The 26,114-nt window shown below is 72.1% G+C and carries 22 protein-coding genes and 1 pseudogene; 17 read left to right on the top strand and 6 right to left on the bottom strand.

Annotation, left to right across the window (positions count from 1 at the left end; genetic code table 11):
• A pseudogene (locus ABD297_RS23705) lies at nt 1-116 on the top strand (IS30 family transposase); the annotation flags it as partial.
• Nucleotides 117-187: 71 nt separating this feature from the next.
• Here the strand turns inward: ABD297_RS23705 and ABD297_RS10890 are convergent.
• Nucleotides 188-2,320 (bottom strand): MDR family MFS transporter, encoded by a 2,133-nt coding sequence (locus ABD297_RS10890; protein ID WP_344254949.1) that lies wholly within the window; start codon nt 2,318-2,320, stop codon nt 188-190.
• A gap of 74 nt (nt 2,321-2,394) precedes the next feature.
• On the opposite strand from ABD297_RS10890, the gene ABD297_RS10885 reads away from it, so the two are divergent.
• On the top strand, nt 2,395-3,003 hold the full coding sequence (locus tag ABD297_RS10885) for a TetR family transcriptional regulator (protein WP_344254948.1): 609 nt from the start codon (nt 2,395-2,397) through the stop codon (nt 3,001-3,003).
• A 91-nt stretch (nt 3,004-3,094) separates the two neighbouring features.
• On the opposite strand, the gene ABD297_RS10880 is transcribed toward ABD297_RS10885, so the two are convergent.
• Nucleotides 3,095-3,457 carry a TraR/DksA family transcriptional regulator gene (locus ABD297_RS10880; RefSeq protein WP_344254947.1) on the bottom strand — a complete coding sequence of 121 codons (363 nt, stop codon included), beginning with the start codon at nt 3,455-3,457 and terminating at the stop codon, nt 3,095-3,097.
• A 133-nt stretch (nt 3,458-3,590) separates the two neighbouring features.
• Between ABD297_RS10880 and ABD297_RS10875 the strand changes: the two genes are divergently transcribed.
• The 6 genes from ABD297_RS10875 to ABD297_RS10850 all read left to right on the top strand — a co-directional run bounded on the left by ABD297_RS10875 (nt 3,591) and on the right by ABD297_RS10850 (nt 11,222).
• A complete protein-coding gene (locus tag ABD297_RS10875) occupies nt 3,591-5,054 on the top strand; it encodes a hypothetical protein (protein ID WP_344254946.1) in 1,464 nt (487 codons plus the stop codon).
• A 101-nt stretch (nt 5,055-5,155) separates the two neighbouring features.
• Nucleotides 5,156-6,415 (top strand): Nramp family divalent metal transporter, encoded by a 1,260-nt coding sequence (locus tag ABD297_RS10870; RefSeq protein WP_344254945.1) that lies wholly within the window; start codon nt 5,156-5,158, stop codon nt 6,413-6,415.
• Between the two features lie 450 nt (nt 6,416-6,865).
• A complete protein-coding gene (locus tag ABD297_RS10865) occupies nt 6,866-8,014 on the top strand; it encodes an acyl-CoA dehydrogenase family protein (RefSeq protein ID WP_344254944.1) in 1,149 nt (382 codons plus the stop codon).
• The gene (locus ABD297_RS10860; RefSeq protein WP_344254943.1) at nt 8,014-9,129 is read left to right on the top strand and encodes an acyl-CoA dehydrogenase family protein; all 1,116 of its coding nucleotides are present in this window, start codon (nt 8,014-8,016) and stop codon (nt 9,127-9,129) included. Before ABD297_RS10865 ends, ABD297_RS10860 begins: the two co-directional genes overlap by 1 nt.
• Before the next feature lie 61 nt (nt 9,130-9,190).
• Nucleotides 9,191-9,928, top strand: a complete 738-nt coding sequence (locus ABD297_RS10855) for an enoyl-CoA hydratase-related protein (protein ID WP_344254942.1) — start codon at nt 9,191-9,193, stop codon at nt 9,926-9,928.
• A gap of 94 nt (nt 9,929-10,022) precedes the next feature.
• Nucleotides 10,023-11,222: an MFS transporter gene (locus ABD297_RS10850; RefSeq protein ID WP_344254941.1), complete on the top strand. Its 1,200-nt coding sequence runs from the start codon at nt 10,023-10,025 to the stop codon at nt 11,220-11,222.
• Between the two features lie 510 nt (nt 11,223-11,732).
• Here ABD297_RS10850 and ABD297_RS10845 read toward each other — a convergent pair.
• Nucleotides 11,733-13,454 (bottom strand): MDR family MFS transporter, encoded by a 1,722-nt coding sequence (locus tag ABD297_RS10845; protein ID WP_344254940.1) that lies wholly within the window; start codon nt 13,452-13,454, stop codon nt 11,733-11,735.
• 1 nt (nt 13,455) lies between these two features.
• A complete protein-coding gene (locus tag ABD297_RS10840; protein WP_344254939.1) occupies nt 13,456-13,965 on the bottom strand; it encodes a MarR family winged helix-turn-helix transcriptional regulator in 510 nt (169 codons plus the stop codon).
• Nucleotides 13,966-14,202: 237 nt separating this feature from the next.
• Between ABD297_RS10840 and ABD297_RS10835 the strand changes: the two genes are divergently transcribed.
• On the top strand, nt 14,203-14,970 hold the full coding sequence (locus ABD297_RS10835; RefSeq protein WP_344254938.1) for an ANTAR domain-containing protein: 768 nt from the start codon (nt 14,203-14,205) through the stop codon (nt 14,968-14,970).
• Between the two features lie 155 nt (nt 14,971-15,125).
• Here the strand turns inward: ABD297_RS10835 and ABD297_RS10830 are convergent, their stop codons facing one another.
• Nucleotides 15,126-15,914, bottom strand: a complete 789-nt coding sequence (locus tag ABD297_RS10830; protein WP_344254937.1) for a sigma-70 family RNA polymerase sigma factor — start codon at nt 15,912-15,914, stop codon at nt 15,126-15,128.
• Nucleotides 15,915-16,100: 186 nt separating this feature from the next.
• Complete coding sequence (locus ABD297_RS10825) at nt 16,101-16,964, bottom strand: maleylpyruvate isomerase family mycothiol-dependent enzyme (RefSeq protein ID WP_344254936.1); 864 nt, start codon at nt 16,962-16,964, stop codon at nt 16,101-16,103.
• A gap of 26 nt (nt 16,965-16,990) precedes the next feature.
• Here ABD297_RS10825 and ABD297_RS10820 point away from each other — a divergent pair, with 26 nt between their 5' ends.
• The 8 genes from ABD297_RS10820 to ABD297_RS10785 all read left to right on the top strand — a co-directional run bounded on the left by ABD297_RS10820 (nt 16,991) and on the right by ABD297_RS10785 (nt 26,052).
• Entirely contained in the window at nt 16,991-19,054 is a 2,064-nt protein-coding gene (locus tag ABD297_RS10820; RefSeq protein WP_344254935.1) for a bifunctional copper resistance protein CopD/cytochrome c oxidase assembly protein, read from the top strand.
• 59 nt (nt 19,055-19,113) lie between these two features.
• A complete protein-coding gene (locus ABD297_RS10815) occupies nt 19,114-19,296 on the top strand; it encodes a DUF6767 domain-containing protein (protein WP_344254934.1) in 183 nt (60 codons plus the stop codon).
• Nucleotides 19,297-19,392: 96 nt separating this feature from the next.
• Nucleotides 19,393-20,199, top strand: a complete 807-nt coding sequence (locus ABD297_RS10810) for a carbon-nitrogen family hydrolase (RefSeq protein ID WP_344254933.1) — start codon at nt 19,393-19,395, stop codon at nt 20,197-20,199.
• Nucleotides 20,196-22,094 carry an NHL domain-containing thioredoxin family protein gene (locus ABD297_RS10805; protein ID WP_344254932.1) on the top strand — a complete coding sequence of 633 codons (1,899 nt, stop codon included), beginning with the start codon at nt 20,196-20,198 and terminating at the stop codon, nt 22,092-22,094. The genes ABD297_RS10810 and ABD297_RS10805 overlap by 4 nt, the downstream gene beginning before the upstream one ends.
• Before the next feature lie 47 nt (nt 22,095-22,141).
• Entirely contained in the window at nt 22,142-23,017 is an 876-nt protein-coding gene (locus ABD297_RS10800) for a hypothetical protein (RefSeq protein WP_344254931.1), read from the top strand.
• A 94-nt stretch (nt 23,018-23,111) separates the two neighbouring features.
• Nucleotides 23,112-23,405 carry a DUF6458 family protein gene (locus ABD297_RS10795; RefSeq protein WP_344254930.1) on the top strand — a complete coding sequence of 98 codons (294 nt, stop codon included), beginning with the start codon at nt 23,112-23,114 and terminating at the stop codon, nt 23,403-23,405.
• 161 nt (nt 23,406-23,566) lie between these two features.
• Nucleotides 23,567-24,961 (top strand): acyltransferase family protein, encoded by a 1,395-nt coding sequence (locus ABD297_RS10790; protein WP_344254929.1) that lies wholly within the window; start codon nt 23,567-23,569, stop codon nt 24,959-24,961.
• An 83-nt stretch (nt 24,962-25,044) separates the two neighbouring features.
• Entirely contained in the window at nt 25,045-26,052 is a 1,008-nt protein-coding gene (locus ABD297_RS10785; RefSeq protein ID WP_344254928.1) for a GNAT family N-acetyltransferase, read from the top strand.
• Nucleotides 26,053-26,114: the final 62 nt, after the last annotated feature.

Raw genomic sequence — 26,114 nt, 5'->3', positions numbered from 1 at the left:
GCCAAGCCGACCTCGACGAGGTCGCCCGCGAGCTCAACGGGCGCCCCCGTGAAACCCTGAACTGGAGAAACCCCGCCGAAGCCCTCAACCACCACCTCGTTGCAACAGCTCTTTGAAACCGCCCTGCGCCGGACCCGCAAAGAGTGGCCTCTCGACGGTGACCGGGGGCTGACCGGTTCGGGCGCGGTCAGCGCACGGCGGCCTCGGCCTGCTCGGCGACCCGGGCGTTCTGTCGGTCGACGAGGTAGGCGGCGGTGAGGTCGTCACCGACGCTGGACAGCAGCCGGATGTCGACCGCCTCGTGGCGCTCGGCGACGGTCGGCTCGCGCGTCGTCATGACGGTGCGGGCGTCGCGCTCGGCCACGGCCGTGGCGAGCTGGCGCTTGAGTGCCTCGTCGAGGATGCCGCCGGGCACCTTGGCGCGGGCCGCGACCTCGACGGCGAACCGCTCGGTCTCCGCGGCGAGCGCGGCGTCCTCGGTCGTCAGCATCCGGGAGGTGCGGTGCAGCAGCGCCGCGCCGGCGTCGAGGTCGCCCTCGCCGAGCCGGGTCACGGCCTGGGTCAGGAGCGGACGGTCACCGCGCAGCGCCGAGTCGGCGAGCAGGCCGAGCCGCAGGCCGAGCAGGCGCTCGTGGGTCCGGGTGTTGCCGGCCTCGCGACCGAGCGGCACCTTGAGCTCGTCGTCGGGTGCCGACTGCGACATGGTGTCGAGCAGCTCGATGCCGGCCTCGTCGGGCGTGTGCACGGTGTCGCGCAGCGGGACCTCCTTGATGAAGAGGGCTGCCAGCAGGGCGAGCACGAAGGGCACCAGGCCCCAGACGAACACGTTGTGGAGCGAGTCTGCGAGGCCCTGCTGCACGCCGGTCGCGACCTGCGGGGGCAGCTTCGCGAGGGCCGACGGGTCGAGCACCGAGCCGGCGCTGATCTGCTGGCCCGAAGCCTGCATCTGCTTGACGACCGAGGCCGGCAGGTGCGAGGCGATGTTGCCCGCGAGGCCGCTCGTCATGATCGTGCCGAAGACGGCGGTGCCGACGGTCGAGCCGACGTTGCGGAAGAACTGGGTCGAGGCCGTCGCGACGCCGAGGTCCTTGCGCTGCGAGGAGTTCTGGATGATGAGCGTGAAGACCTGCAGCGCCATGCCGAGGCCGACGCCGAAGACGATCATCGACAGCGTCAGGTCGAGCTGGCTCGAGCCGTAGTGCAGCTGGGTCAGCAGCCAGAAGCCGACGCCCATGATGAGGATGCCCGCGATGGTCTGCAGCTTGTAGCGGCCGGTCTTGGTGATGACGAGGCCGGAGATGATCGACAGGCCGATCATGGCGACCGACATCGGCATGAGGATGAGGCCCGAGTTGGTGGCCGACGCGCCGAGCACGCCCTGGGCGTAGACCGGGAGGTAGATCATCGCGCCGAACATCATGACCGAGACCATGAAGGCCGCGATGTTGGAGAGCGTGAAGAGCGGGCTGCGGAAGAGGCGCAGCGGCAGCACCGGCTCGACGGCCCGGCGCTCGATGGCGATGAAGACGCCGAGCATGACGATGCCGGCGACGTACATCCCGATGATGGCGGGCGAGCCCCAGTCGAGCGTCGTGCCACCGAGCGAGGTGGGCACGAGCAGCAGGATGAGGGTCATCGACAGCGCGGCGATGCCGGCCTTGTCGACGACGGTCTCGCGCGGCGTGTGCTCGAGGTGCAGGAAGCGGCTGATCCCTAAGAAGGCGAAGACGCCGACGGGCAGCGTGATGAAGAAGAGGTAGCGCCAGCCCCAGTTGTCGGTGACGAAGCCGCCGACGAGCGGGCCCAGGATCGAGGCGAGGCCGAAGACGCCGCCCATGAGGCCCTGGTACTTGCCGCGCTGACGCGGCGGGATGATGTCTCCGATGATCGTCTGCGACAGCGGCATCAGCGTGCCCATGCCGGCGCCCTGGATGGCGCGGGCGGCGATGAGCCACCAGAAGTTCTGCGCGAAGCCGGAGAGGATCGAGCCGGCCATGAAGACGACGAGCCCGCCGAGGTAGAAGCCGCGGCGACCGTAGAGGTCGCTCATCTTGCCGACGATCGGCACGGTGATCGCGCTGACGAGCATCGCGGCCGTGGCGAGCCACGAGTAGTGGTCGATGCCGCCGAGCTCGGCGACGATGCGCGGCATGGCCGGTCCGACGATGGTCTGGCTGATCGACGCCACGAGCATGCCGAGCATGAGCGCGATGAAGATGTTGCGGGTCGAGCGGTCGAGTCCGGGTGCCTTGGCGGCGACCGCCTCGTCGGCTGAGCCGGTCGCGGTGTCCGTGGCTACCCCCTGGGTCTTCTCTTGCATGCCGACCACGGTACGCCGAATGTGCAGTGACTGCAAAATTGCAGTGGATGCATCGAGCGTGACACCATGGACCCATGAGCACGGACCTGCTGACCGACGAGGCGTGCGGCCTGCGTGAGCGCAAGAAGCGCGAGACCCGCCGCGCGCTCAACCTCGCCGCCCTCGACCTCGTCGAGGAGAAGGGCTTCGCCGCCGTCACCACCGAGGAGATCGCGGCCCGGGCCGGGGTCAGCGCGCGCACCTTCTTCAACTACTTCCCCTCCAAGGAGGCCGCCGTCATCGGCACGACGGCCGAGGAGCTCGAGGCGTATGCCGCGTCGCTGGAGGAGGACACGGAGGGCGAGTCACCGCTCGCCTCCCTCCGGCGGATCCTCGCCGGCATGCTCGCGCCGACCTCGATCGACCGCGAGCTCCGGGCCAAGCGCCGGCGCATCCTGCTCGGCGAGCCCTCGCTCGCGCCCGCCCTCGTCGGCAACAACATCCGCATCGAGAACGCCCTGACGGCTGCCCTGGAGCGTCGCCTCGGAGTCCGGCCGGGGGCATCGCTCGAGCCGCGCCTCACCGTGGCCCTTGCCATCGCAGCCGTGCGGGCGTGCATCGAGCACCAGCAGAACGGCGGCGCCGGCCGCCTGGAGCGCAACATCGACCAGGCCTTCGAGCGCATCGGAGCGGGCCTGCGCTGAACGGGCTCGCGGGTCCGCCGATCGCCCCTCGCCGCTCGCCGGCCGTCAACGGATCCGGGTCGCCCGGGTCAGGGGAGCCGAGCCGCCTGCGTCAGCGGCGCACCGCCGCGCCCGCGTGGTCGATGCACGTGCGCGCCGTCGGTCGGGCCCGGAGCCGTTCCTCGGGGATCGACTCGCCGCACACCTCGCAGCGGCCGTAGTCGCCCTCGGCGATGCGCTCGAGGGCGGCGTCGATCTCGGTGAGGTGTCGCTCGGCCTGGTCGATGAGGGCGCCGATCTGGGTGCGTTCGTAGGCGATCGTCGAACCCTCGGGGTCGTGCTCGTCGTCGGCGATGTTGGCCTCCGAGGCCTCGACGACCTCGGCGAACTCACGACGCAGACCGGCGATCCGCTCGACCTCGTTGGCCCGGTCCGACGCCAGCTCTGCCGCGAGGGCGGCCGTCTTGGTGCTCATGTCCTCATATTCCTCCGGTTCGGCCGGCCCGGCGGGATCGAGTGGCGCACCACACCCGGACCCGGCGCGACGACGTGGCCGTCCACGTCGCGCGGTGCGGCGCGCAGCCGCCCCGACCCGGCAGGATGGGCGCATGAGCCAGCCCCGCGGAGTGGTCTTCCCCCTCGACCCGACGTCCGGTCGCCGCAGCACGACCGCCACCGGGCGGGCCGTGGTCGCCGACGCCCTGCGTGACGTGGACCCGGTCGGTGCCGCCTCGGCGGAGCGGGAGACGAACTGGCGTCAGGGCTACCTGCCGCACTTCCGTCGCCTCGTCGAGGCGGGCCTCGCCTCCCCGGAGGCGTCGCTGAGCATCGCCCGTCGTGGCCTCGACTCCCTCCACGAGCGGATGGCCTGGTCCGACGGCTCCGGGGACCACCCCCTCGATGCCGCCTTCGGCCCCGCCACGCCCGCGCGGGCACTGGAGTCGGAGACCGTGCGTGGAGAGGGCGCGCCGGACCGCACCCTGTCGGTGCCGTATGCCGGGGAGCGGCTCTCGGGGGACGCGCTCCGCCGCCGTCTGGACCTCTGGGTCGAGGCGGGCGTCGTCGAGCCGTCGTGCGCCGAGGCCGTGGGTCTCGTCATCGACAACCCCGACTGGCTCGACCTCTCGGACCGCACCGTCGTCGTGCTGGGTGCTGCGGCCGAGATGGGTCCGCTCCGGTCGCTGCTGCGGTGGGGCGCCGACGTCGCCGCCGTGGACCTCCCGCGAAAGGACTTGTGGGACAGGCTGATCGGCGACACGAGGCGGCTCGCCGGATCCATCACCGTGCCGGTCCGGCCCGGGAGCGAGCCCCTCGCCGAGCGCGCCGGCGGCGACCTGCTGCACGACCTCGCAGCCGTGACCCGCTGGGTGACCGCGCTCGAGGGGCCGCTCACGATCGGCAACTACGTCTACGCCGACGGCGAGACCAACGTCCGGGTCTCGATGGCCGTCGACGCCCTGACGCGCCAGGTCGTCGCGTCGCGGGGACACGACGACGTGGCCCTCGCCTTCCTCGCCACCCCGACCGACGTCTTCGCCGTGCCGGGCGCGGACGTCGAGCGTTCCGTCGACAGCTACGCGCACCGGCGCACCTCGAAGGTGCTGCGGGTGCCGTTGCGCACCGTCAGCGGCGGCCGGCTGCTCCGCCGCAACTACGTGCCCGGCCAGGACCCCGGCATCAACGACAGCGTCGTGCTCCAGCAGGGACCCAACTACCTGCTCGCCAAGCGGCTCCAGCGGTGGCGGGCGACGGCATACCGCGCCGACGGCGGGCTCGTGTCGTTCAAGGTCGCGCCGCCCACGCGCACCCGCTCGGTCGTCAAGAACCGCGCGCTTGCGGCGGCCTACGCCGGCGCGCACCGCTTCGGCATCGAGGTCTTCGAGCCCGGCACGGCCAACACGCTGATGGCCGCCCTCCTCGTGCACGACCTGCGCACGGGCGCGCCGGCCCGGCCCACCGCCTGGCAGGACGAGGCGTATGCCGCCGTGCACGGTGGCCTGTGGACCGCGGCCTACGACCCGCGCAGCGCCCTGGGCATCGCGGCCCTGCTCGGCATCGCCGGAGCGCGCTGAGGCCGCCGACCCGGTCGGGCAGGGCGGCGTCCGTGTGGCGTCGGTCTCGACCACGGGTCGGGAGTTGGCGCCGGCGCGCCGCAGGCTCGATGCTGTCCCACATGGGTGAGCGAGTGGCGCAGCAGCCGCGCGTGGACGACCGGTCGCCGGACCGCGGTCTCGGCGGCACGATCAGCGCGCCCCGCACCCTCGTGCCGGCGCTGCTCGCGGCCATCGCCTACGTCGACCCCGGCAACTTCGGCGTCAACATCACCTCCGGCGCCGAGCACGGCTACGCCCTCGTGTGGGTCGTCGTCTTCGCGAGCTGCTCGGCCATGGTGATCCAGTACCTCGCGGCCAAGCTCGGCATGGTCACCGGCAAGAGCCTCGCCGAGCACAGCTCCGAGCGCTTCCCCGGCGTCGGTCGCCTGCTGCTCTGGGCGCAGGCCGAGCTCGTCGTCATCATGACCGACCTCGCCGAGATCGTCGGCGGGGCGATCGCCCTCAGGCTGCTCTTCGGCATGCCGCTCATGGCTGGCGCCGTGTGCGTGACGCTCTTCAGCCTCGTCGTTCTCGCGCTCAAGGTCCGCGGCCGCAGCCACTTCGACTCCGTCGTGCTCGTGCTGCTCGTCGTCATCATCGCCTCCCTCGTCTGGCAGGTGTTCGTCGCCGACGTCGACCGGGTCGCCCTGCTGCGCTCGGTGCTCCCGCGGCCGCTCGACTCGTCGGCCGCCCTGCTCGCGGTCGGCATCGTCGGAGCGACCGTGATGCCCCACGCGCTGCACTTCCACTCGGCGGCCTCGCGCGGGCACGACGACGGATCCGCGGACGTCGGGCAGGCCGAGCGCCTGCGGGCCGGCCGCCGCACCGTGCGCAGCGTCGTCATCGCCATGACCGTCGCCGGGATCGCCAACGTCAGTCTCGTCGTCTTCTCCGCCGCCCTGCCCTCCGAGGCCGGGGCGAGCATCGAGACGGCGTATGCCGCCCTGTCGGCCAACGCGGGACGGGTCGTCGCGACGATGCTCGCCGTCGCGCTCCTCGCCTCCGGACTCGCCTCGACGCTCGTCGGCGTGCAGACCGGTGACGTCGTCATGCAGGGCTTCGGGCGCCGTCCGATCCCGCCGCTGCCGCGCCGCCTGCTCGCCGTCGTGCCGGCTCTCGTCATCCTGGGCCTCGGCATCGAGCCGACCAACGCCCTCGTGTGGAGCCAGGTCGTGCTGTCGTTCGCGCTGCCGGGCACCCTCGTGCCGCTGCTGCTCTTCACGCGCGACCGGGACCTCATGGGGGTCCTCGTCAACCACCGCGTCACGACGGCGGTGGCGACCCTCATCACGGCGGTGATCGTGGCCCTCTGCGCCTACCTCGTCGCCACCGGCCTCTGACCCGCGGCACCGGCCCGCACGTCCCTCCCGTGTGGGTGTGGCTGCTGGGGCGCGGCGGCCACTCGAGTGGGTGTTCTCTCCGTCGAGTGGCCTCGTCGTCACAGGGGTCCCGTGGCGGGTGGGGCTGGTGGGGCGGGGCGGCCACTCGAGTGGGTGTTCTCTCCATCGAGTGGCCTCGTCGTCACACCCGTCCGTTACGCGTGAGGTTGCTGGGGTCGGGCGGCCACTCGAGTGAGTCTTCTGCTTCGTCGAGTGGCCTCGTCGTCACAACCGTCCCGTGGTGGGTGTGGCTGCTGGGGCGCGGCGGCCACTCGAGTGGGTGTGCCCGGCCCGGTCGTGAGGGGGCGGCGGGCGGGACGGGACCACACCGCATACGGCCTCGGCCTGCTCGGGGGAGCGTGTGGGAGAGTGGCGCACGAACCGCTGCGACGTCGCGTGAGGAAGGTGAGGATGTCGACCCGTCTCGTGCCTCCGGGTGCCCGTGAGCTGCCCGTGCTGACCGAGCTGCGGCTCGAGGTGCGCGCCTTCCTCGCCGAGCAGGTCGCCGCCGGGGCGTTCGTGCCGCACGTCGACACGTGGCTGACCCGCTGGGACCGCGACTTCACCCGGGAGCTCGGCCGGCGCGGCTGGCTCGGCATGGTCATCCCGACGGAGTACGGCGGCCAGGGCCGCACCTACCTCGAGCGGTTCGTCGTCACCGAGGAGCTGCTCGTCGTCGGGGCCCCCGTCGCGGCGCACTGGATCGCCGAGCGGCAGATCGGGCCGTCGCTGCTGCGCTACGGGACCGAGGAGCAGAAGCAGGCGTTCCTGCCCGGCATCAGCCGCGGCGAGGTCGTCTTCGGCATCGGCATGAGCGAGCCCGACTCCGGCTCCGACCTCGCGAGCGTGCGCACCCGCGCCGACCGCGTCGACGGCGGCTGGCGCCTGACCGGCACCAAGGTCTGGACCTCCGGTGCCCACGAGGCCGACGCGTTCTTCGCCCTGGCCCGCTCGGCGCCGCTCGACCCGGCCCACCGGCACGACGGCCTGAGCCAGTTCATCGTCGACCTGCGCGCGCCCGGCGTCACGATCCGCCCGATCATCTCCATGGGCGGCGACCACCACTTCAACGAGGTGCACCTCGACGGCGTGCTCATCCCCGACGACCGGGTGCTGGGCGAGATCGGGCAGGGCTGGGCGCAGGTGACGTCCGAGCTCGCCTACGAGCGCAGCGGGCCCGAGCGCGTGCTCTCCACCTTCCAGCTGCTCGCGGCGGCGGCGCAGGCCATGGACGACGGGCGCCTGCCCACCGACCCCGGCCTCGGCCGGCACGTCGCGCGCCTCGCGGCGCTGCACCACATGTCCTTCGCCGTCGCCAACGCCCTCGAGCACCACGAGGACGCCGACACCGCCGCCGCCGTGGTCAAGGTGCTCGGCACGACGGGGGAGGGCGACATCACCGACTACGTCGACACGCTCACGGCGTCGGGCTGGGCCCTCGACGAGGAGCTCGACACGCTCCTGCACGCGGCGATCCTCCAGCGTCCGGGCTTCACGCTGCGGGGTGGCACCAACGAGATCCTGCGTGGCGTCATCGCCCGCGGTCTGGGGATGCGCTGATGACCGACCACCACGAGGGTCACGGCCTCGACGACCTCGTCGAGCCGACCTCGCCCGACCCCGACCTCGTCGAGGTGCTCACCGACCTCTTCGCCGACTACCGCGCCACGCGCGCGACGCCCACGGCGGTGGTCGACCTCGACCGCGACCTCTGGCAGCGGCTCGAGGACCTCGGGATGACCCGCCTGACGGGGACCGAGTCCGCCGGGGGCAGCGGAGGCGGATGGGTCGACGCCGCAGCGCTTCTCGGGCTCGCCGCCGCGGCCGCCGCGCCGGTGCCGCTCGCCGAGCACGACGTCCTCGGAGGCTGGCTCCTCGAGGCGGCCGGCCTGCCCAACGACGGAGGCCTGCGCACCGTATGCCGTCCCGACCCGTCCGGGGTCGCGCTCAACGTCACGTGGGCGAGGGACGCGAGCAGCATCGTGGCCCTCTGGGAGGACCGCGACCAGTGGCGCGTCGCCGACGTCCCGGTCGACCGCGTCGCCGTCGACGAGCGCCGCAACCTGGCCGGGGAGCCAAGTGACACGGTCGAGTTCGACCTCGACGACCTCGAGTCGGGCATCGTCGTCGCGCACGAGATCGGCGAGCAGTTCCACCTGCGCGGCGCGCTGGCCCGCTCGGCGCAGGTCGTCGGCGCCATGGAGCGCGTCGTCGACGTCGTCCTCACGCACGTGCGCGAGCGCGAGCAGTTCGGTCGGCCGATCGGCCGCTTCCAGGCCGTGCAGCACCTCGTCTCCGACATCGCCTCCGAGACCGCGCTCGCCCGGGCCGCCACCGACGCGGCCGTCGCCCGGGCTGCGGCGTCGGACTGGCGCGACCCGGGCATGCTCTTCGCCGTCGGTGTCGCCAAGTCGTGCGTCGGCCATGCGGCGTCGGTCGTCGTCCGCGGCTCGCACCAGGTCCTCGGCGCCATCGGCACGACGCTCGAGCACGAGCTGCACACGCTGACCCGCCCGATCCTCGCCCGCCGCAGCGAGTACGGCTCGCTCCAGGACTGGGACGAGACCCTCACGGCGCTCGCGTCGTCCGCCGGGCACGACCGGCTCTGGACCCTCGTCACGACCGGTCGCGCCAAGCCGTCGACGGGGTCGTTCCCGCCGCACGACAACACGTGACAGTGCTCGCTCGACGCCTGCTGCGCGGCGAGCTGCACACTCGAACAAGGAGATTCGCCGCATGACCGAGATCCGCTACGACGTGACGAACGGCGTCGCGCTCATCACCCTCGACGCCCCCGAGCGGCGCAACGCCCTGTCGGTGGAGATGTCGCGCGAGCTCATCGACGCGGCCCGCACGGCCGAGTCCGACGACGCGGTCGGCGCCGTCGTCGTCACGGGCGGGGCGCACTTCTGCGCCGGCGCGGTCCGCAGCGTGCTCGCCGACACCGGCACGGACCCAGTCGAGGACGAGGCCTACCGCAACCTCGAGACGGTCTACGCCGCCTTCACGACGATCGGCTCGATCGGCGTCCCGACCGTCGCCGCCGTCCGGGGCGCCGCCGTCGGGGCCGGCCTCAACCTCGCCCTGGCGACCGACCTGCGCATCGTGTCGCGCACCGCCCGGCTGCTGCCCGGCTTCGCGCAGATCGGCATCCACCCCGGTGGCGGCCACTTCACCCTCATCAACCGGGCCGCCGGGCGCGAGGCCGCCGCAGCCCTCGGCCTGTTCGGCGACGAGGTCGACGGGGACCGCGCCGTGGCGCTGGGACTGGCCTGGGCGGCATACGACGACGGCGACGTGCAGGAGCAGGCGCTGGCGATCGCCGGACGCGTCGCGAAGGACCCCGCCCTCGCCCGCCGGATGGTCGCGAGCTTCCGCCGCGAGACCGCCCCCGGTGGCCTCCCGTGGGACGTCTCCGTCGAGCTCGAACGCTCGCCGCAGATGTGGTCGCTGCGCCGCAAGCACGGGGTGTGAGGCGCGCCTCACCGCGAATCCGGCATTTCGGCCTCGCAGGGGTCGTGATGCAAGGATGGGGAAGTTGACCGTCCCCGACCCGTGAGGAGCACCTGTGCTGGCGTCCTACCGACCTCTCTTCGAGGTACCGGGGGCACGCGTCTTCATCGCCGGAGGGATGATCGCCCGTTCGGCGGGCTCGATGTTCGCCGTGTCCGTGGTCGCGATGGTCTCGGCGCGCACCGGTTCCTACGCCCTCGCCGGCGCCGTCGTCGCCGTCGGCATGGTCTCCCTGGCGCTCTTCGCCCCGTTCCTCGGGCGGCTCGTCGACCGCTACGGCCAGCGCCGGATCGCCATCCCGTTCTTCCTGTGGTCCGGCTTCTGGGTCGTGATGACCCTGCTCGTCTCGATGCGCGGCTGGCCGTCGTGGCTGCTGTTCATCACCTTCCCGCTGTGCGGCGCCATCCCCAACCTCGGCACGATGGCCCGCGCCCGGTGGTCGCACATCTTCGCCCACGACCCGAAGAACCTCCATGCGGCGATGTCGTTCGAGCAGGTGATGGAGGAGATGACCTTCGTCATCGGACCGGTCCTCGCGATCTGGCTCTCGACGACGCTCTTCCCGGAGGCGGGCTTCCTCTTCGCCGCGCTCGCCTACACCGTCGGCGTCCTCCTCTTCGTCTCGGCGCGCTCCACCGAGCCGCCCGTCGTGCCGCACCACGAGCGACCGACCCAGCACGCCCACACGGTGCCGGGGCTCGTCCCGCTCGCCTTCATCATGGTCATGACGGGCGCGATCTTCGGCGTCAACGAGGTCGTGACGCTCGCCGTCTCGAAGGACCTCGGCGCGCCGAGCGCCGCCGGCGCCATCCTCGCGCTGTATGCCGTGGGGTCGGCCCTCGCGGGTCTCGTCTTCGGGCACGTGTCGCACGGGCGCAGCCTCGTCAAGCTCCTCATCGCCGGCACGCTCGGCATGGCGGTGCTCGAGATCCCGGTGCTCTTCGCCGGCAACCTGTGGACCCTCGCCGGGCTGATGCTCGTGGCCGGCATGGCCACCGCCCCCACGCTCATCACGACGATGAACCTCATCGAGCGCATCGTGCCCAAGGCCCAGCTCAACGAGGGCATGACGATCGTGCTGACCGGCATCATCGTCGGGGTCGCTGCCGGCTCGGCCGTCTCCGGTGTCGTCGTCGACCACATCGGGGCCCAGCACGGCTACTGGGTGGCGATCATCGCGGGCGGCTTCGCCTTCGTCATGGCACTAGGCACGCGCGCGTTCCTCACCCGCCGCGAGCTGCACAACCTCCGCTGAGGCCCCGCCCAGACGGTCCAGTGGCCACGATGTGCCGGTCCTGACGCGTCGAGTGGCCACCAGTGGCCCCACGGAGCGCGTCGAGGTGCTACCAGTGGCCCCACGGAGCCGACGAGTGGCCACGTTGGGCCCTGGGCGTGCCTCCCGGTGGTCACGCCCGGGGTCGTTCCGGAGGGGCCGCACCCGTCATGAGTCGGCGGATGGTGCTGCGGTCACTGGGGTGATGACACCACCATCTGCAGGACCATCCGCCGCACCATCTGCCGGGCGATGTGCGCCCCCGCCGCCCCCGCCCCCCGGCGCCCAGCCCACCGCCGCCCAGCCCACCGCCGCTCTGCTCGACCCGGCCCCGGGCGGTGGTTGCCATCTCGTCGACCCGGTGCGGGCGCCTGCTCACCCGACCCGGGCGGCGGTGGGGTGTCTCCGCGGGACCCGGGCACACGGCATACGAAAGGCCACCCCTCGGGCGAGAGGTGGCCTTTCGACGGTGGAGCGGGTGGAGCGGACCCGTCAGTGACCGGCCGGGATGGCGACGGCCTCGTCGTCGTCCTTCGCAGTCGCAGCGCCCGGCTTGGGGCCGAGGTCGACGTGCGGGAGGAAGAGCGTGGCGACGAACGCGAGGATCAGCACGCCGGCAGCCACGAGGAAGACGACCGACATCGCGTCGGAGAAGCCGACGAGGAACGGCTTGGCCAGGCGCGGGTCGAGCTGGTTGATGAACGAGCTGTCCGACAGGGCCGAGCCGCCGACGCCGCCACCGGCGCTACCCGACTGCTGGGCCGCCTGGAGCTGGCCGATGAAGGCCTTGTTGGTGGCCGGGTCGCCGCCGGTCGGGTTGCGCAGGGCCGCCTGGAAGGCCGGCGTCGGCGCGATGCTCGCGAAGGCGTCGGAGATCTTCGTGCCGGCCTGCGAGAACAGGATCGACAGGAAGACCGCGGTGCCGAGCGTGCCGCCGATCTGGCGGGTGAAGGTGGCCGAGCTCGTGGCCACACCGATGTCGCGGCGGTCGACGGCGTTCTGCACGGCGAGCGTCAGCGGCTGGAAGTTGAAGCCGAGGCCGATGCCGAAGAAGAACATCCCGATCATGGTCTTCCACAGCGGGGTGTCGGCCCCGACGAAGTGGAAGCCGTAGAGCGACAGCACGAGGATCGCGGCGCCGATGATCGGGAAGTGGCGGTAGCGGCCGGTGCGCGAGATGAGCTGACCGGAGATGATCGAGCCGGACATGATGCCGAGCGTCATCGGCAGCAGCTGGAGACCGGCCTCGGTCGGCGTCGAGCCCTTGACGATCTGCAGGTAGAGCGGGATCGCGGCGAGGCCACCGAACATGCCCATGCCGATGAAGACCGAGGCGACCGAGCTCGAGGCGACGGTGCGGTTGGTGAACAGGCGCAGCGGGATGAGCGCCTCCTCACCCATCGAGCGCTCGATGAGGAAGAACGCGACGAGCCCGACGACGCCGATGGCGTAGCAGGTGATCGAGGTGGCCGAGCTCCAGCCCCACTCACGGCCCTGCTCGGCCACGATGAGCAGCGGCACGAGCGCGACCGAGAGGCTGAGCGCACCGAAGTAGTCGATGCGGTGGTCGAGGCGGTGGTGGCGCAGGTGCAGCGTGCGCGTCACGACGATGAGGGCGGCGACGGCGATCGGCACGTTGACGAGGAAGACCCAGCGCCAGCCGGTGACGCCGAGGAGCGTGGACTGGCCGGCGAAGAAGCCGCCGATGACCGGGCCGAGCACGCTCGAGGTGCCGAAGACGGCGAGGAAGTAGCCCTGGTACTTCGCGCGCTCGCGCGGCGGCACGATGTCGCCGATGATCGCGAGGGCGAGCGAGAAGAGGCCACCGGCGCCGATGCCCTGGACGGCACGGAAGGCCGCGAGCGACGGGATCGACCAGGCGAGCGTGCAGAGCATCGAGCCGATCGTGAAGATCGAGATCGCGAAGATGAAGAGCTTCTTGCGACCGTAGATGTCGCCGAGCTTGCCGTAGAGCGGCGTCGCGATGGTGCTCGTGATGAGGTAGGCCGTCGTGACCCAGGCCTGGCCGGCGAGGTCGTTGAGGTCGTCGGCGATGACCCGCATCGCGCTGGCGACGATGGTCTGGTCGAGCGCCGCGAGGAACATCCCCATCATCAGGCCGACGAGGATCGTGAGGATCTCCTTGTGGGAGAGCACCGGGTGGCCGGCCCCGCTCGCGTCGACGCGCGACGGTTCGGCGGTGGTGTCGGACATGTCAGTCCTCTTTCTGCTTCTGGATTCTGGAGTCGTAGGGCATGGGGGGCGTCGTTGCACCCCGGTCCCGGAGGTTGGTGTCGAGCGCGTCGCCGAGCTCACGCAGCCGTGCGACGAACTCGGTGGTGACCGGGCCGTCCCAGTCGGTGAGCAGCCCCTGGAACCAGGCGGCACGGCTGGCCTGGATGCGGACCACGGCGTCGTGGCCGTGGTCGGTGAGCGAGACGACCCACGCGCGCCCGTCGTTGGGGTCGGCGCTCTTCTCGAGCAGGCCGCTCGTGACGAGCGAGCTCACCTGGCGGCTGACGGTGGAGACGTCGTTGTGCAGCGTGGTGGCGAGCTCGGAGATGCGCACGGTGCCCACGCCCGCTACGACGAAGAGCACGGGGTATGCCGTGACGTCGATGCCGTCCTCGAGGCGCGGTGCGGTGTGCTTGGCCGCGACGAGGAGCTTCTGGACGCGCAGCAGCCCGAGGAAGACGGCGTTCGCCTCGTCCTCCGTGACAGCCATGGTCGCTCCTGGGTGCGGGTAGTTGCTTGCAGCACGCAAGTATCTTCCGCGACCGGGCTCACGTCAACTCACTGTGTCCAATGTTTGTCTAAGGTGAGACGGCCTCGCCACGGAGGGGGGTCGTGTGGTTGTCTGTGGTCTCGCGCCACGGGGGAGGTGCGAGGATGACTGACGCGCCCGGACCGTCCAGCAGAGTGCGGGGCCCAGGCGCAAGAATGCAGGAGTGCAGGGAGTGACATGACGAGCGACGTTCCGATCGACCCGACGGTCAACGACGCCTTCCGACAGATGTCGGCGCTGATCTATGCCGGGGCCGACTCGGGCTCGATCCACCAGTCGCTGGTCGACGCCGCACTCCGGCTCGTCGAGGGCTGCGACCGCGCGTCGCTGCTCGTGCGCACCCGGGACCGCTACGTGACCGCCGCGAGCACCGACGACATCGCCCGCCGGATCGACCAGATCGAGCTCGAGGTCGGCGAGGGCCCCTGCGTCGACGCCATCATCTCCGAGGCCTACCAGCACGACGCGGACCTCACCGACGCCAAGACGCCGTGGCCGCGCTTCACCGAGCGCATCGTGGCCGAGACCCCGGTCCGGTCGGCCATCGGCTACCGGCTGCTCCTCGACGGCGACAAGGTCGGGGCGCTCAACCTCTTCTCCGACACCCCGGGCGGCCTGACGTCGAGGTCGGCCGACGTCGGCGCCGTCATCGCCTCGTTCGCCTCGGTCGCCCTGATGGCCATCCGGGCCCGCGAGGAGGCGGCCACGCTGCGTCAGGGGCTGCAGAGCAACCGCGAGATCGGCAAGGCGGTGGGCCTGCTCATGGCCGCGCACCACATCAGCGGCCAGCAGGCGTTCGAGCTGCTGCGGAGCACGTCGCAGGAGCTGAACATGAAGCTCGCCCAAGTGGCCTCGCAGGTCATCGAGGGGCAGGAGTCGCAGTTCGGACCGGGCTCGGCCGGCGGGCAGGGCGTCGGCGACAGCGCGACGAGCTCCGCGGTCTGACGCTCGGGCGGCCCACCGGCCCCAGGGGCCCGGTCGCTCCGTCTCGCGGTCCGGAGTCCGGTCCTCGGCCCGCGAGTCCCCGAAAGGGGCCCGGAACGACGAATGGCCCCGAGCCGCTGTTCGCGGTTGTCGGGACCATTCGGATCTGCTGGGGGTCAGGCGGAGGTCATTCCCTCCGCCGACAGCTGACGGCGCAGCTCGTCGAGGGTGCGCCGCAGCAGGCGGCTCACCTGCATGGCGCTCAGGCCCATCGAGTCGGCGATCTCGGCCTGGGTCATGTCGCCGCCGAACCGCAGCTGCACGAGCCGCTGGTCACGGGCGGGCAGCCGCTCGAGAGCGGTGCGCACGACGATGCCTTCGTCGAGGGCCGGGTCTGCACCCGGGTCCCCGCGGGCGTCGAGCAGGTCGAGGACCGGCCGGCTGCCGTCCGCCGTCGTCGAGTCGAGCGAGGCCGGGCGGAGGTTGGTCGAGGCGACCTGGGCCTCCCGGACCGACTCGAGCGGGATGTCCAGCTCGGTGGCCAGCTCGCCGGCGTCCGGGTCGTGGCCGAGTCGCTGCTCGAGCCGTGACCGGGTGTCGGTGACGAGCTGCCGGCGCTCCTGGAGCTCCCGTGGCGGCCGCACGAGCCAGCCGTGGTCGCGGAAGTGCCGACGGAGCTCGCCGGTGATGGTGGGTGTGGCGTAGGCGCCGAACTCGGTCGGCTTGGACAGGTCGAAACGCTTGACGGCCTTGAGCAGGGCCAGGAAGGCCACCTGCTCGAGGTCCTCACGGTCGAGGCCCTTGCCCGAGTAGCGGTGGGCGAGAGAACGGGCGAGCGGCATGTGCAGCACCGTCACGGTCTCGAGAGCGTTGGTGCGGTCGGACTCCGAGTCCGACGTGCGAAGGGTATGGATGAGCTCTCTGGTTCGCGCGTCCTTGCGCGGACCCACGGATGGGTCGGTCATTTCAACTCCGATGGATCGGATCCCCGATGCGGCGCTGGCTTGACCGACTTCTTATGACGCTAGGCCGTTGGGCACATATACACAAGGTGGCGGCCCGCCCCGCGCGAGGCCCTTTGGGTGTATACGCGGGCACGCGTCCGCCCCTGTGGCGGACGGCTCCGGGGGGTGTTTCGGCCCGTGGCTGAATCAGTGCGTGACGACGACGAGGGCCTCGAGGAGGCGGCGCGCGGTCTCCTCGTCGCCGGTCACGGTGTAGTGGATCTCGTCGACCGGGCGGCGCCCGGCGGCCCTCCGCGTCAGGGCGTCGGTGGTCAGGTGGATCGACGTGACGTCGAGCTGCTCCTCACCGTCGGGCCGGTCGTTGCCGCTGAACAGCGTTTCGCCGTAAGGGCGCCCGTCCTCACCCGTGACGATGCGCGCTCCGCCGCGGGCCACGACGGGGCCGCTCACGTCGAGCACGACGGCGTGCCCCGCGCCGATGCCGGCGACGCGTGAGGCGATGCGGGGGAGGGCTGCGAGGATGTCGGCGGTGAAGACCGCGGCGCTCGCGGAGTCGAGGTTGCCCGGACGGTCGAGGGCGGCGCGGAGGTCCTGCTCGTGCACCCAGGCGTCGACGATCCGGCGGTGCAGGTGCTCGCCGAACGTGGTGTCGGGCCCGAAGAAACCGCCGATGACGGTGTCGATGTCGGCGTCGGACTCGCGCAACTGGGCCACTCGGACGGGGTGGAACTCCGCCAGCTCGGCCACGACCTCCCGGCCGCTGAGCCCCCTGCGGGCCTCGACGTCCACCTCGACGAACCGGGCGAAGTCGGAGTGGACGTGGGGGTAGTCGGGCACCTCGACCTGGGGCCGGGGCAGTCCCGCGAAGGACTTCTCGGCGCCCACGACGTGCGCGATCTGGTCCTTGACGGTCCACCCGGGGCACTCGGTCTGGAGGTCGAAGTCCTCGTCCCGGCAGGAGTACCCGAGGTCGATGATGGACTGAACGGAGTGGTCGAACGCGTCGATCAGTCCGGTGCGGTCGTCAGGGGCGGCCGGGTGCATGGGCATGTCATCAGACTACTTACCCTTGAGGCATGCCAAGCCTCGAGCGAGCCCGCCTCACCGGTGCACCGACCGGTCCGGACGCCTCGGGCGGGGTCGCCGCCGCCGTGGTCGTGGCGGGTGTCGTCACCGTCGGCCTCGTGGCCAGTGTGGTCGCCGCCCGCTACACCGGCGCGGCCGAGGCGCTCCCCGGAGGTCTGAGTGACGCGGGGCCGGTCGTTCGGTGGGCGCTCCCGCTCACCCGAGTCGTCCACGACGTCGCAGCCTCCCTGACGATCGGCGCGCTGCTCGTCGCGGCGACGATGGTGCCGGGCCGTACGCGTGCGGAGAGCTCCGCGCTCGACGAGCCCCGCCGTGCGGCAGCCTTCCGGGTCGTCACCGCATCGGCCTTCGTGTGGGCCATCGCGGGGGCCGTGGGTGTCGTCTTCGCCTTCGCCGACGCCGCGGGCCTGCCGGTCTCGAGCCCCGACTTCGGCAACCAGCTCATGGGCTCGGTCTGGGCCATCGAGACGCTGCGCGTGGGTCTGCTCAGCACGGTCGCCGCCTTCCTCGTGGCCTCCGTGGCAGCGGTGTCCCGCTCCCGTGGCGTGGCCGTGGCGCTGACCGCCGTGTCGGCCCTCGGCCTGCTCGTCCTCGGGCTCGCCGGTCATGCCGGGGGCTCCGCCGACCACGAGACGGCCGTCAACGCCATCGCCGCGCACCTGCTGAGCGCCGCCGTCTGGGTCGGCGGTCTCCTCGCCCTCGTCGTGCTGAGGAACCAGCTCGGGGACGCGCTCGGCGTCGTGGCCCGGCGCTACTCGAGCGTCGCGCTCTGGTGCTTCGTCACCCTCGGCGTCTCGGGCGTGATGTCGGCGACGACGCGGCTCGGCGCCTGGTCCGACCTCGGGACGCCCTACGGCGTGCTCATCCTCGTCAAGGTGCTCGCCTTCACGGCTCTCGGCGTCGCTGGGGCCTGGCACCGCCGGGTCTCCCTCGACCGCATCGACGACTCCGGACCGGGCCGGGTGCGCGGCCGGCTCTTCGTGCGCCTCGCCGTCGCCGAGACGATGGTCATGGCGCTCGCCTTCGGCGTGGCCACCGCGCTGGCGCGCAGCGAGCCACCCGTGCCCGAGACGGTGGCCGACCCCAGCGCGGCGCTGTCGCTGACCGGCTACCCGGCACCGTCGGCGCCGACGGCCCTGTCCTGGCTCACGGCCTGGCGCGTCGAGTGGCTCTTCCTCGCGACCGGCCTGCTCGCCATCGGCCTCTACGTCGGGGGCGTCGTGCGGCTCCGGCGACGGGGTGACTCGTGGCCGGTGCTGCGGCTCGTCAGCTGGGTCGTCGGCTGGCTGCTGTTCCTCTACGCCACCAACGGCGTGCTCGGCATCTACGGCCGGGTCGCCTTCTCCTGGCACATGACCTTGCACATGGTCGAGGCGATGGTCGTGCCCATCTTCCTCGTGCTTGGTGCTCCGGTGACGCTGGCCCTGCGCTCGGTCCGCGCCCGCACCGACGGCACGCTGGGTCCGCGCGAGATGCTCCTCGCCCTGATCCACTCCCGGTTCCTCGCGGTGGTCGGCAACCCCATCTTCGCCGCCGTCTTCTTCTTCATGAGCCTCGTCGTCTTCTACTGGACCGGGCTCTTCCAGCTGGCCCTGCAGACGCACACGGGCCACCTGCTCATGACGGCCCACTTCGTCCTGGCCGGCTACCTCTTCGCCTGGGTCCTCGTCGGCGTCGACCCGGGACCCAAGCGCTGGAGTCCCGCGCTGCGCCTCGTCGTGCTCTTCGCGACGATCTCCTTCCACGCGTTCTTCGGTGTCGCGATGATCAGCGGCACCACCCTGCTCGGCGGGGACTTCTTCCCGACGGTCGCGATGCCGTGGGTCACCGACCCGCTGGCCGACCAGCGCTACGGCGGTGGCGTCGCGTGGGCGATCGGCGAGCTGCCGAGCCTCGTCCTCGCCCTCACGGTCGCGATGCAGTGGTTCCGCACCGACAGCGCCGAGTCGGTGCGCAAGGACCGCCGTGCCGACCGTGACGGCGACGCCGAGCTCACGGCATACAACGAGCAGCTCGCTGCCCTGGCCAGGCGCGACGCGCGACCCCGCCCCTGACCATGGCCTGACCCGAACACATTACTACTCGCTGTAGTATTGGTGTCGGGAGGAGAGACATGCCAGAGCGACCGTCGAACCTGCGGTGCCCGATCCGGATCGGCGAACCGTGCACGCTGTGCTTCCCGGGAGCGCGCGGCCCGCAGGACTGCGGCCTCGTCTACCTCGTCCAGAGCGACCCGGAGCTGCGGGAGGAGCTCGCGGCCAGGCGCCGCGAGAGCCACCGCGCGCGGGTTCGCTGACCCGGGCGCGGGCCCGGCGGCCTTCCCCCTGGGGTCGCCGACCCCGCCCGTGGTCGGCACTCGCACGGCGAGCGGCACGCGTGTGAGAGTTGGCCCATGAAGGTTGCCCTCATCCAGCTCGCCTACGGGGACGACGAGTCCGTCGTCGACCGCACAGCCCGCGTCGCCGACCTCGTGGGCGCCCAGGCCGGCCACGACCTCGTCGTCCTGCCCGAGCTGTGGGCTGCGGGAGGCTTCGACTACACCGCGTGGGACGAGCGGGCCGAGGCGGTCGACGGACCCGTCGCGCAGGCGCTCAGCGCCGCCGCCCGTGACGCGCGCGTCACCCTGCACGGCGGCTCGATCGTCGAGCGGGCCGACGCGGTCGACCCCGACGGCCGCGGCCTGTGGAACACCAGCCTCGTCTTCGCGCCCGACGGCGAGCTCGTCGCCACCTACCGCAAGATCCACCGCTTCGGCTTCGGCGAGGGCGAGCCGACCCTCATGGACGCCGGGGAGGACCTCGTCGTCGTCGACGTGCCCGTCGCGACCGGCGGCACGGTGCCCGTCGGGCTGTCGACCTGCTACGACCTGCGCTTCCCCGAGCTCTACCGCCGCCTGCTCGACCGTGGGGCGGAGGTGTTCGTCGTCCCGGCGGCCTGGCCGCGCAAGCGCGTCACGCACTGGACCCTGCTGGGGCAGGCCCGCGCCGTCGAGGACCAGTGCGTCGTGCTCCAGTGCAACACCGCCGGCACCCACGCCCGCCACGAGATGGGGGGCCACTCGCAGGCGGTCGACGCCACCGGGAAGGTTCTGGCCGCCGCCGGCCTTGATGAGGAGGTGCTGAGCATCGACATCGACACCGCAGCGACCTCCGAGTGGCGCCGAGCCTTCCCCGTGCTCGCGGACCGGAGGCTCTCGTGAGCACCGACGCCGCCACCGAGGCTGTCACCGACACCAGCGCGCTGCGCTCCCGGGTGAAGGTCCGCGCCCCCGAGCTCGTCGGCCGCGGCTGGCTCAACACCGGGGGGCGCGCGCTGTCCCTCGCCGACCTGCGCGGTCGCGTCGTCGTGCTCGACTTCTGGACGTTCTGCTGCGTCAACTGCCTCCACGTCCTCGACGAGCTGCGACCCGTCGAGGTGCAGTTCCCCGACTCCCTGACGATCATCGGCGTCCACTCGCCGAAGTTCGAGCACGAGGCCGACGCCGACGCGCTCGTGGCCGCCGTCGAGCGGTATGCCGTGCACCACCCCGTGCTCGACGACCCCGAGCTCGTGACGTGGAAGGCGTATGCCGCCCGCGCCTGGCCCACGCTCGTGGTGCTCGACCCGGAGGGCTACGTCGTCGCGTCGATGTCGGGAGAGGGACACGGCCCCGGGCTCGCCGCCCTCGTCGCGGAGATCGCCGAGGAGCACGCCGCCAAGGGCACGCTCCAGCCCGGCGACGACCCCTACGTCCCACCGCCGGCCCCCGACACCGCGCTGCGCTTCCCCGGCAAGGCGATCGCGCTGGAGGACGGCTCGGTCGTCGTCAGCGACACCGCGAACCACGAGGTCGTGCACCTCGAGGAGGACCTCGTGACCGAGCGTGCCCGCTGGGGCGGCGCCGGTGTCCTCAACGAGCCGCAGGGTGTCCTGCTCGCGACGCCCGAGGTCGCCGAGAGGCTCGGTGTCGACCTCCTCGTCGCCGACTCGGTCAACCACCAGGTCAAGGGAATCCGCTTCTCCGACGGCTCGATCCACGTCGTGGCGGGCACCGGCTCGCAGCTGCGCGAGCGCACCGGTGGCGGTCCGGCCCTCGAGCAGGCGCTGTCGACGCCGTGGGACCTCGCCTGGCTCGGCGACCGTCTGGTCATCGCCATGGCCGGCACCCACCAGCTGTGGGCGTGGACGCCCGGCGAGACCCTGGCCGACGGCCGGGTCGAGGTCGTCGGCGGCACCTCCAACGAGGGCCTCGTCGACGGACCGGCGCCCGAGGCGTGGTTCGCCCAGCCGTCCGGCCTCGCGACCTCCGCGACCGGTGACCGGGTCTGGGTCGCCGACTCCGAGACGTCGGCGCTGCGCTCGGTCACCCGAGCCCCCGACGGCGCGCTCGTCGTCGAGACCCACGTCGGCACAGGGCTCTTCGACTTCGGCCACCGCGACGGCGACGCCGGCGAGGCGCTGCTGCAGCACCCGCTCGGCGTCACCGAGCTCCCCGACGGGTCGGTCGCCGTGAGCGACACCTACAACGGCGCGGTGCGCCGTTTCGACCCGACCACGGGACAGGTCTCGACCCTCGCGCAGGGTCTCGCCGAGCCCAGCGACGCCGTGGTCGAGCGCGACCCGCAGACCGGCGAGGTCCGCCTCGTCGTCGTCGAGTCCGCGGCGCACCGGCTGACCCGGGTCGCCCTGCCCGAGGCCGCCCAGCGCGTCGACGGGCCGGCCCACCGCACCCAGCGACCGTCAACCCCGCTGCCCGCCGGCGAGGTGTCGCTCGAGGTGACGTTCGTGCCGCCGGCCGGCCAGAAGCTCGACCGCCGCTGGGGCGACCCGACCCGACTGGACGTCTCGGCCACGCCGGACGCCCTCCTCGTCTCGGGCGCCGGCCGTGCCGAGGGGCTGACCCGGACGCTCGTGCTGCGCGAGGGCATCGGCTCGGGCACGCTGCACATCTCCGTGCAGGCGGCGGCGTGCGACGGCGACCCCGAGACCGGCGAGGTGCCCGAGCACGCGGCCTGCCACCTCTTCCAGCAGGACTGGGGCATCCCGGTCACCCTCGACCCGACGGCCGGTGCCACACTGTCTCTCGACCTGCGGGGGGTCAGGGCCGGCGACTAGCCGGACGGGCAGGTGAGGACCAGACCGAAACGGACGAGGTGGCTCCCGTGGCACGACAGGCATCCGGCGGCGGGCGCTCCGTCCTCTCTGCGGTGTGCGGGCTGCTGGCCATCGTGCTGCTGCCGGTCTCGCTCGTCGGCTTCTGGGCCTCGGTCCTGCTGACCCGCACCGACGTCTTCGTCGAGGAGCTGCGGCCCGTCGTCACGAAGCCCCAGGTCCAGGAGGCCCTGACCGACGGCATCGTCCAGGGCGTCCTCAGCGCGATCGACCTGCGTCCCGCGATCGAGAAGGCCCTCGAGGCGCCGATCCGCACCCAGGCTGCGGCTCTCGTCGCGAGCCCCCAGGTGACCGCCGCCTGGACCACCGGCATCCGGGCGGTCCACACCCAGTTCATCGCCGTCATGGAGGGCCGCGCCAACACGCAGCTCGACGACCAGGGCCGGGTCTCCGTGCGCGTCACGATCCCGATCCCCGCCCTGACGTCGACGCTGGAGCAGGCCGGCGTGCCGAATGCCGGGACGATCGCGCCGGTCGTGGCGATCCCCCTCGTCAAGGCGGCCGACCTGCAGAAGGCGCAGACGGCATACCGGATCGCCGACGCCTGGGGTCCCTGGGCGCCGCTCGTCGTGGGGGCGCTCGCCCTGCTGTCGATCGCCCTGGCGCGACGCTGGCGCACCGCGACCACCCTCGTGGCCCTCGGCTGGATCGTCACGGCCGCCGCGCTCGCCCTCGTCCTCATGGTGGCTCGTGAGCCCCTCATGCGACGGGTCGACCCCGAGGTGGCGCGCACGATCGCCGACGCCGCCTACGGCCTCGCCGCGCGCAACCTCTACTACGAGATCGCCATCGCCGTCGGGGTGGGAGTCGTCATGCTCCTCGTCTCGGCCGTCACCCTCGGGTTCGGTCGGCGCCGCGCCCGCTGACACCCGCTCGCCCTCGGACCGTGGGTGTTGCGTGCCGGGCGGGTAAGGACATCGCAGGTGCGCGTCCAGGGCGTACCCCAGCCAAGGAGACCTCATGGGTATCGGACTCGGGATCTTCCTGCTCGTCGTCGGAGCGATCTTCTACTTCACCAACATCGACTCCAGCGTCCTCAACATGAGCAGCAGCACGGGCAACACGATCGGGATCATCCTCATGCTCGCCGGAGCCCTGGCGATCATCCTCGCGCTCGTCCTCAACGCCCAGCGCGCCCGCACGCAGCACACGGTCGTCACCGAGCGCCGTGGCGCGCCGGACGTCGTGGAGCGCCGGGTCGACGGCGACGAGGTCGTCGAGCGTCGCGTCGAGCGTCGCGACGAGACCCTCTAGACCGTCCGGAGGGGCCACCAGGCCCCCGATTGTCGAAAGGCCACGAACCGGAGCCCGGTTCGTGGCCTTTCGACGTCTCGGGGGAGGTGCTGAGCAGGAGAACTCACGTGCCCGGACCGTCGTTCGTGCTTGCATGAGATGTGAGCCGCAGCCGCCCTGACGTGACGCCGCACAGCGCGTCCGAGATCGCCGCCGCGACGCCGGCCGACCGGGACCGGTGGGTCGACGCCCTCCGTGTCGGGTCGCTGCTCGTCGTGGTCCTCGGCCACTGGCTCATGGTCGCCATCACACCCGCCGGGCAGATCACCAACGCGCTCGCGGTCGTGCCGTCCCTGCAGCCGCTCACGTGGGTGCTGCAGGTGATGCCGCTCTTCTTCCTCGTCGGCGGCGTCGCCCACGCGCACACGCTCGAGTCGCTCGAACGCCGCCTGCCGGCCGGCCGGGGTAGGTATGCCGCTTTCTTCCGTGCGCGGGCCGCCCGCCTCCTGCGCCCGACCCTCACCTTCCTGGCCGTCTGGGTGCTGCTGGGTGTCGTCGCGGACCTGTCGGGCCTGACGTCCCGCCCCGGTGACGCGGGGCGCCTGGCACGTGACGCGCTCGTCATGGTGCCGCAGCTGCTGTGGTTCGTCGGCATCTACCTGGGGGCGTGTGCTTTCGCGCCGCTGATGCGAAAACTCCACGGGCGATGGGGACTTCGCGTCGTCGGGGTGCTCGTGACGCTGGCCTGCGCCGTCGACGCGGTGCGCTTCGGCGGCGGCCCGGAGCTCGTCGGCAACCTCAACTTCGCTCTGGTGTGGCTGGCGCTCCACCAGCTCGGGTTCGCCTGGCGCGACGGGCTGCTCACGACTGCGCGTGGCTGGGCGATGGTCGTCGTGGGCTTCGGTGCGATGGGTCTCGCCATCACCCTCGGTCCCTACCCGACGTCGATGGTGGGACTGCCCGGAGAGGCGGTCTCCAACATGGCACCCCCCACGGCGGCGCTCCTCGCCCAGGGCATCGGCATCTGCGGCCTCGCGGTGCTGCTGCGGCCCGTCATGGCACGCGTGCTGGGCCGGCCGAAGGCGTGGCGGGCCGTCGTCGTCGCAGGTCCCTTCGCGATGACCGCCTTCCTCTGGCACCTCACCGCCCTGATGACGGTGCTGCTCGCGATGCGCGGCCTGGGTGTCGGGCAGCCTGCGGTCGCGTCGTGGGCGTGGTGGCTGACGCGTCCGCTCCTCTTCGCGGTGCTGGCCGTCGTGACCGGCCTGCTCGTCGCGGTCTTCGTCCGGTTCGACCGCGGCCCCCGCACGGCGACGGGACCGGCGACCGGGTCGGCGACGGCGGTCGAGGAGATGCGGCGCTGGGTCGACCCGATGGCAGCCGTGTCGGCCGGAGTGCTCTTCTTCGGCATCCTCATCGTCTCGATCGTCGGGGTCGACGTGCTGGGCAACCGGCCCGTGTTCTTCCTCGTCGGCGACGTGACGCCGGTCGTCGGCTTCGCCGTGCTGGCGGCCGGCCTGCTGCTGCTCCGCGCGACCCGACCGCGGCCCACGCCCGTGACCCGCCTCCGCCCGTGACCCGCCTCCGCCCCTGACCGCGGCACAAGGGCACGGGCAAAAGTCGATGGCCCGGGGAGGGGGCCGCCCCCTACCGTCGAGGGATGGAGACGATCCTCATCGACGCGCACGACGACGGCCTGTGCGCTCGCGCCTACGAGGTCATCGTCGCCAGCAAGAACCACGAGCGGCCCTGGAACGAGCCGCCGTCGCTGGAGGAGACCCTCGTCGAGTGGCGCCACGTCGACAAGGCCGAGCCGATGCAGATGTGGGGCGCGTTCGACGGGCAGGAGCTCGTCGGGGTCGCGACCCTCTGGCTGCCGATGGAGGACAACACCTCCATGGCGTGGTTCGAGCTCCAGGTCGACCCGGCCCACCGTGGCCGCGGCGCCGGTTCGGCGCTCGTCGCCCGGCTCGTCGAGCGGACCCGCGAGGAGGGGCGGACCACCATGGTCGTCGACCTCATCGTGCCGCCGGACTCCGACGGTCACCGCTACCGCCGGTTCGCCGAGCGCCACGGCTTCCACCTCAGCAACACCGAGATCCTGCGCCACCTCGAGCTCCCCGTGGCCGACGGCCTGCTCGACCGGCACGCCGAGCAGGCCCGCCAGAGGTGGGAGGGCGACTACCGGCTCGAGACCCATGTCGGCGGTGTGCCGCCTCGCCTGCAGGAGTCGCTCTGCGCCGTCATGAACCAGCTCGCCGTCGACGCCCCGACGGGTGACCTCGACTTCGAGGAGGAGTCCCTGACGCCGGCGCGCTACGAGGAGCACCTCGAGGTCTTCCGGCAGCAGGGTCGAGTGCGGCTGACGACGGTCGCGGTGCACCGCTCGACCGACCAGGTCGTCGCCTACTCCGACCTCATGCTGCCCTCGGGGGCGCCCGGAGTCGCCTGGCAGTGGGGGACGCTCGTGCACCGAGACCACCGTGGACGCCGTCTCGGCATGGCGGTCAAGGTCGAGAACCTCCGGCGTCTGCAGGCCGACCACCCGGAGCGCCGCCGCGTCGTCACGGGCAACGACGAGACGAACTCGTGGATGGTCTCGATCAACGAGGACCTCGGGTTTCGCATCGTCGAGCTGAACCCCGCCTACCAGCGCTCCCTCGCCTGACGGCATACACAGGCGGGTAGGGACGCCCGGCACACGAGGAGGCGCCCGTCCCCACGGTGGGG

It is taken from the genome of Terrabacter carboxydivorans (assembly GCF_039532035.1).
Taxonomy (GTDB): Bacteria; Actinomycetota; Actinomycetes; order Actinomycetales; family Dermatophilaceae; genus Terrabacter; species Terrabacter carboxydivorans.
The sequence above is the reverse complement of the archived record's forward strand: the minus strand, read 5'-3'. Positions and strand labels throughout refer to the sequence as shown.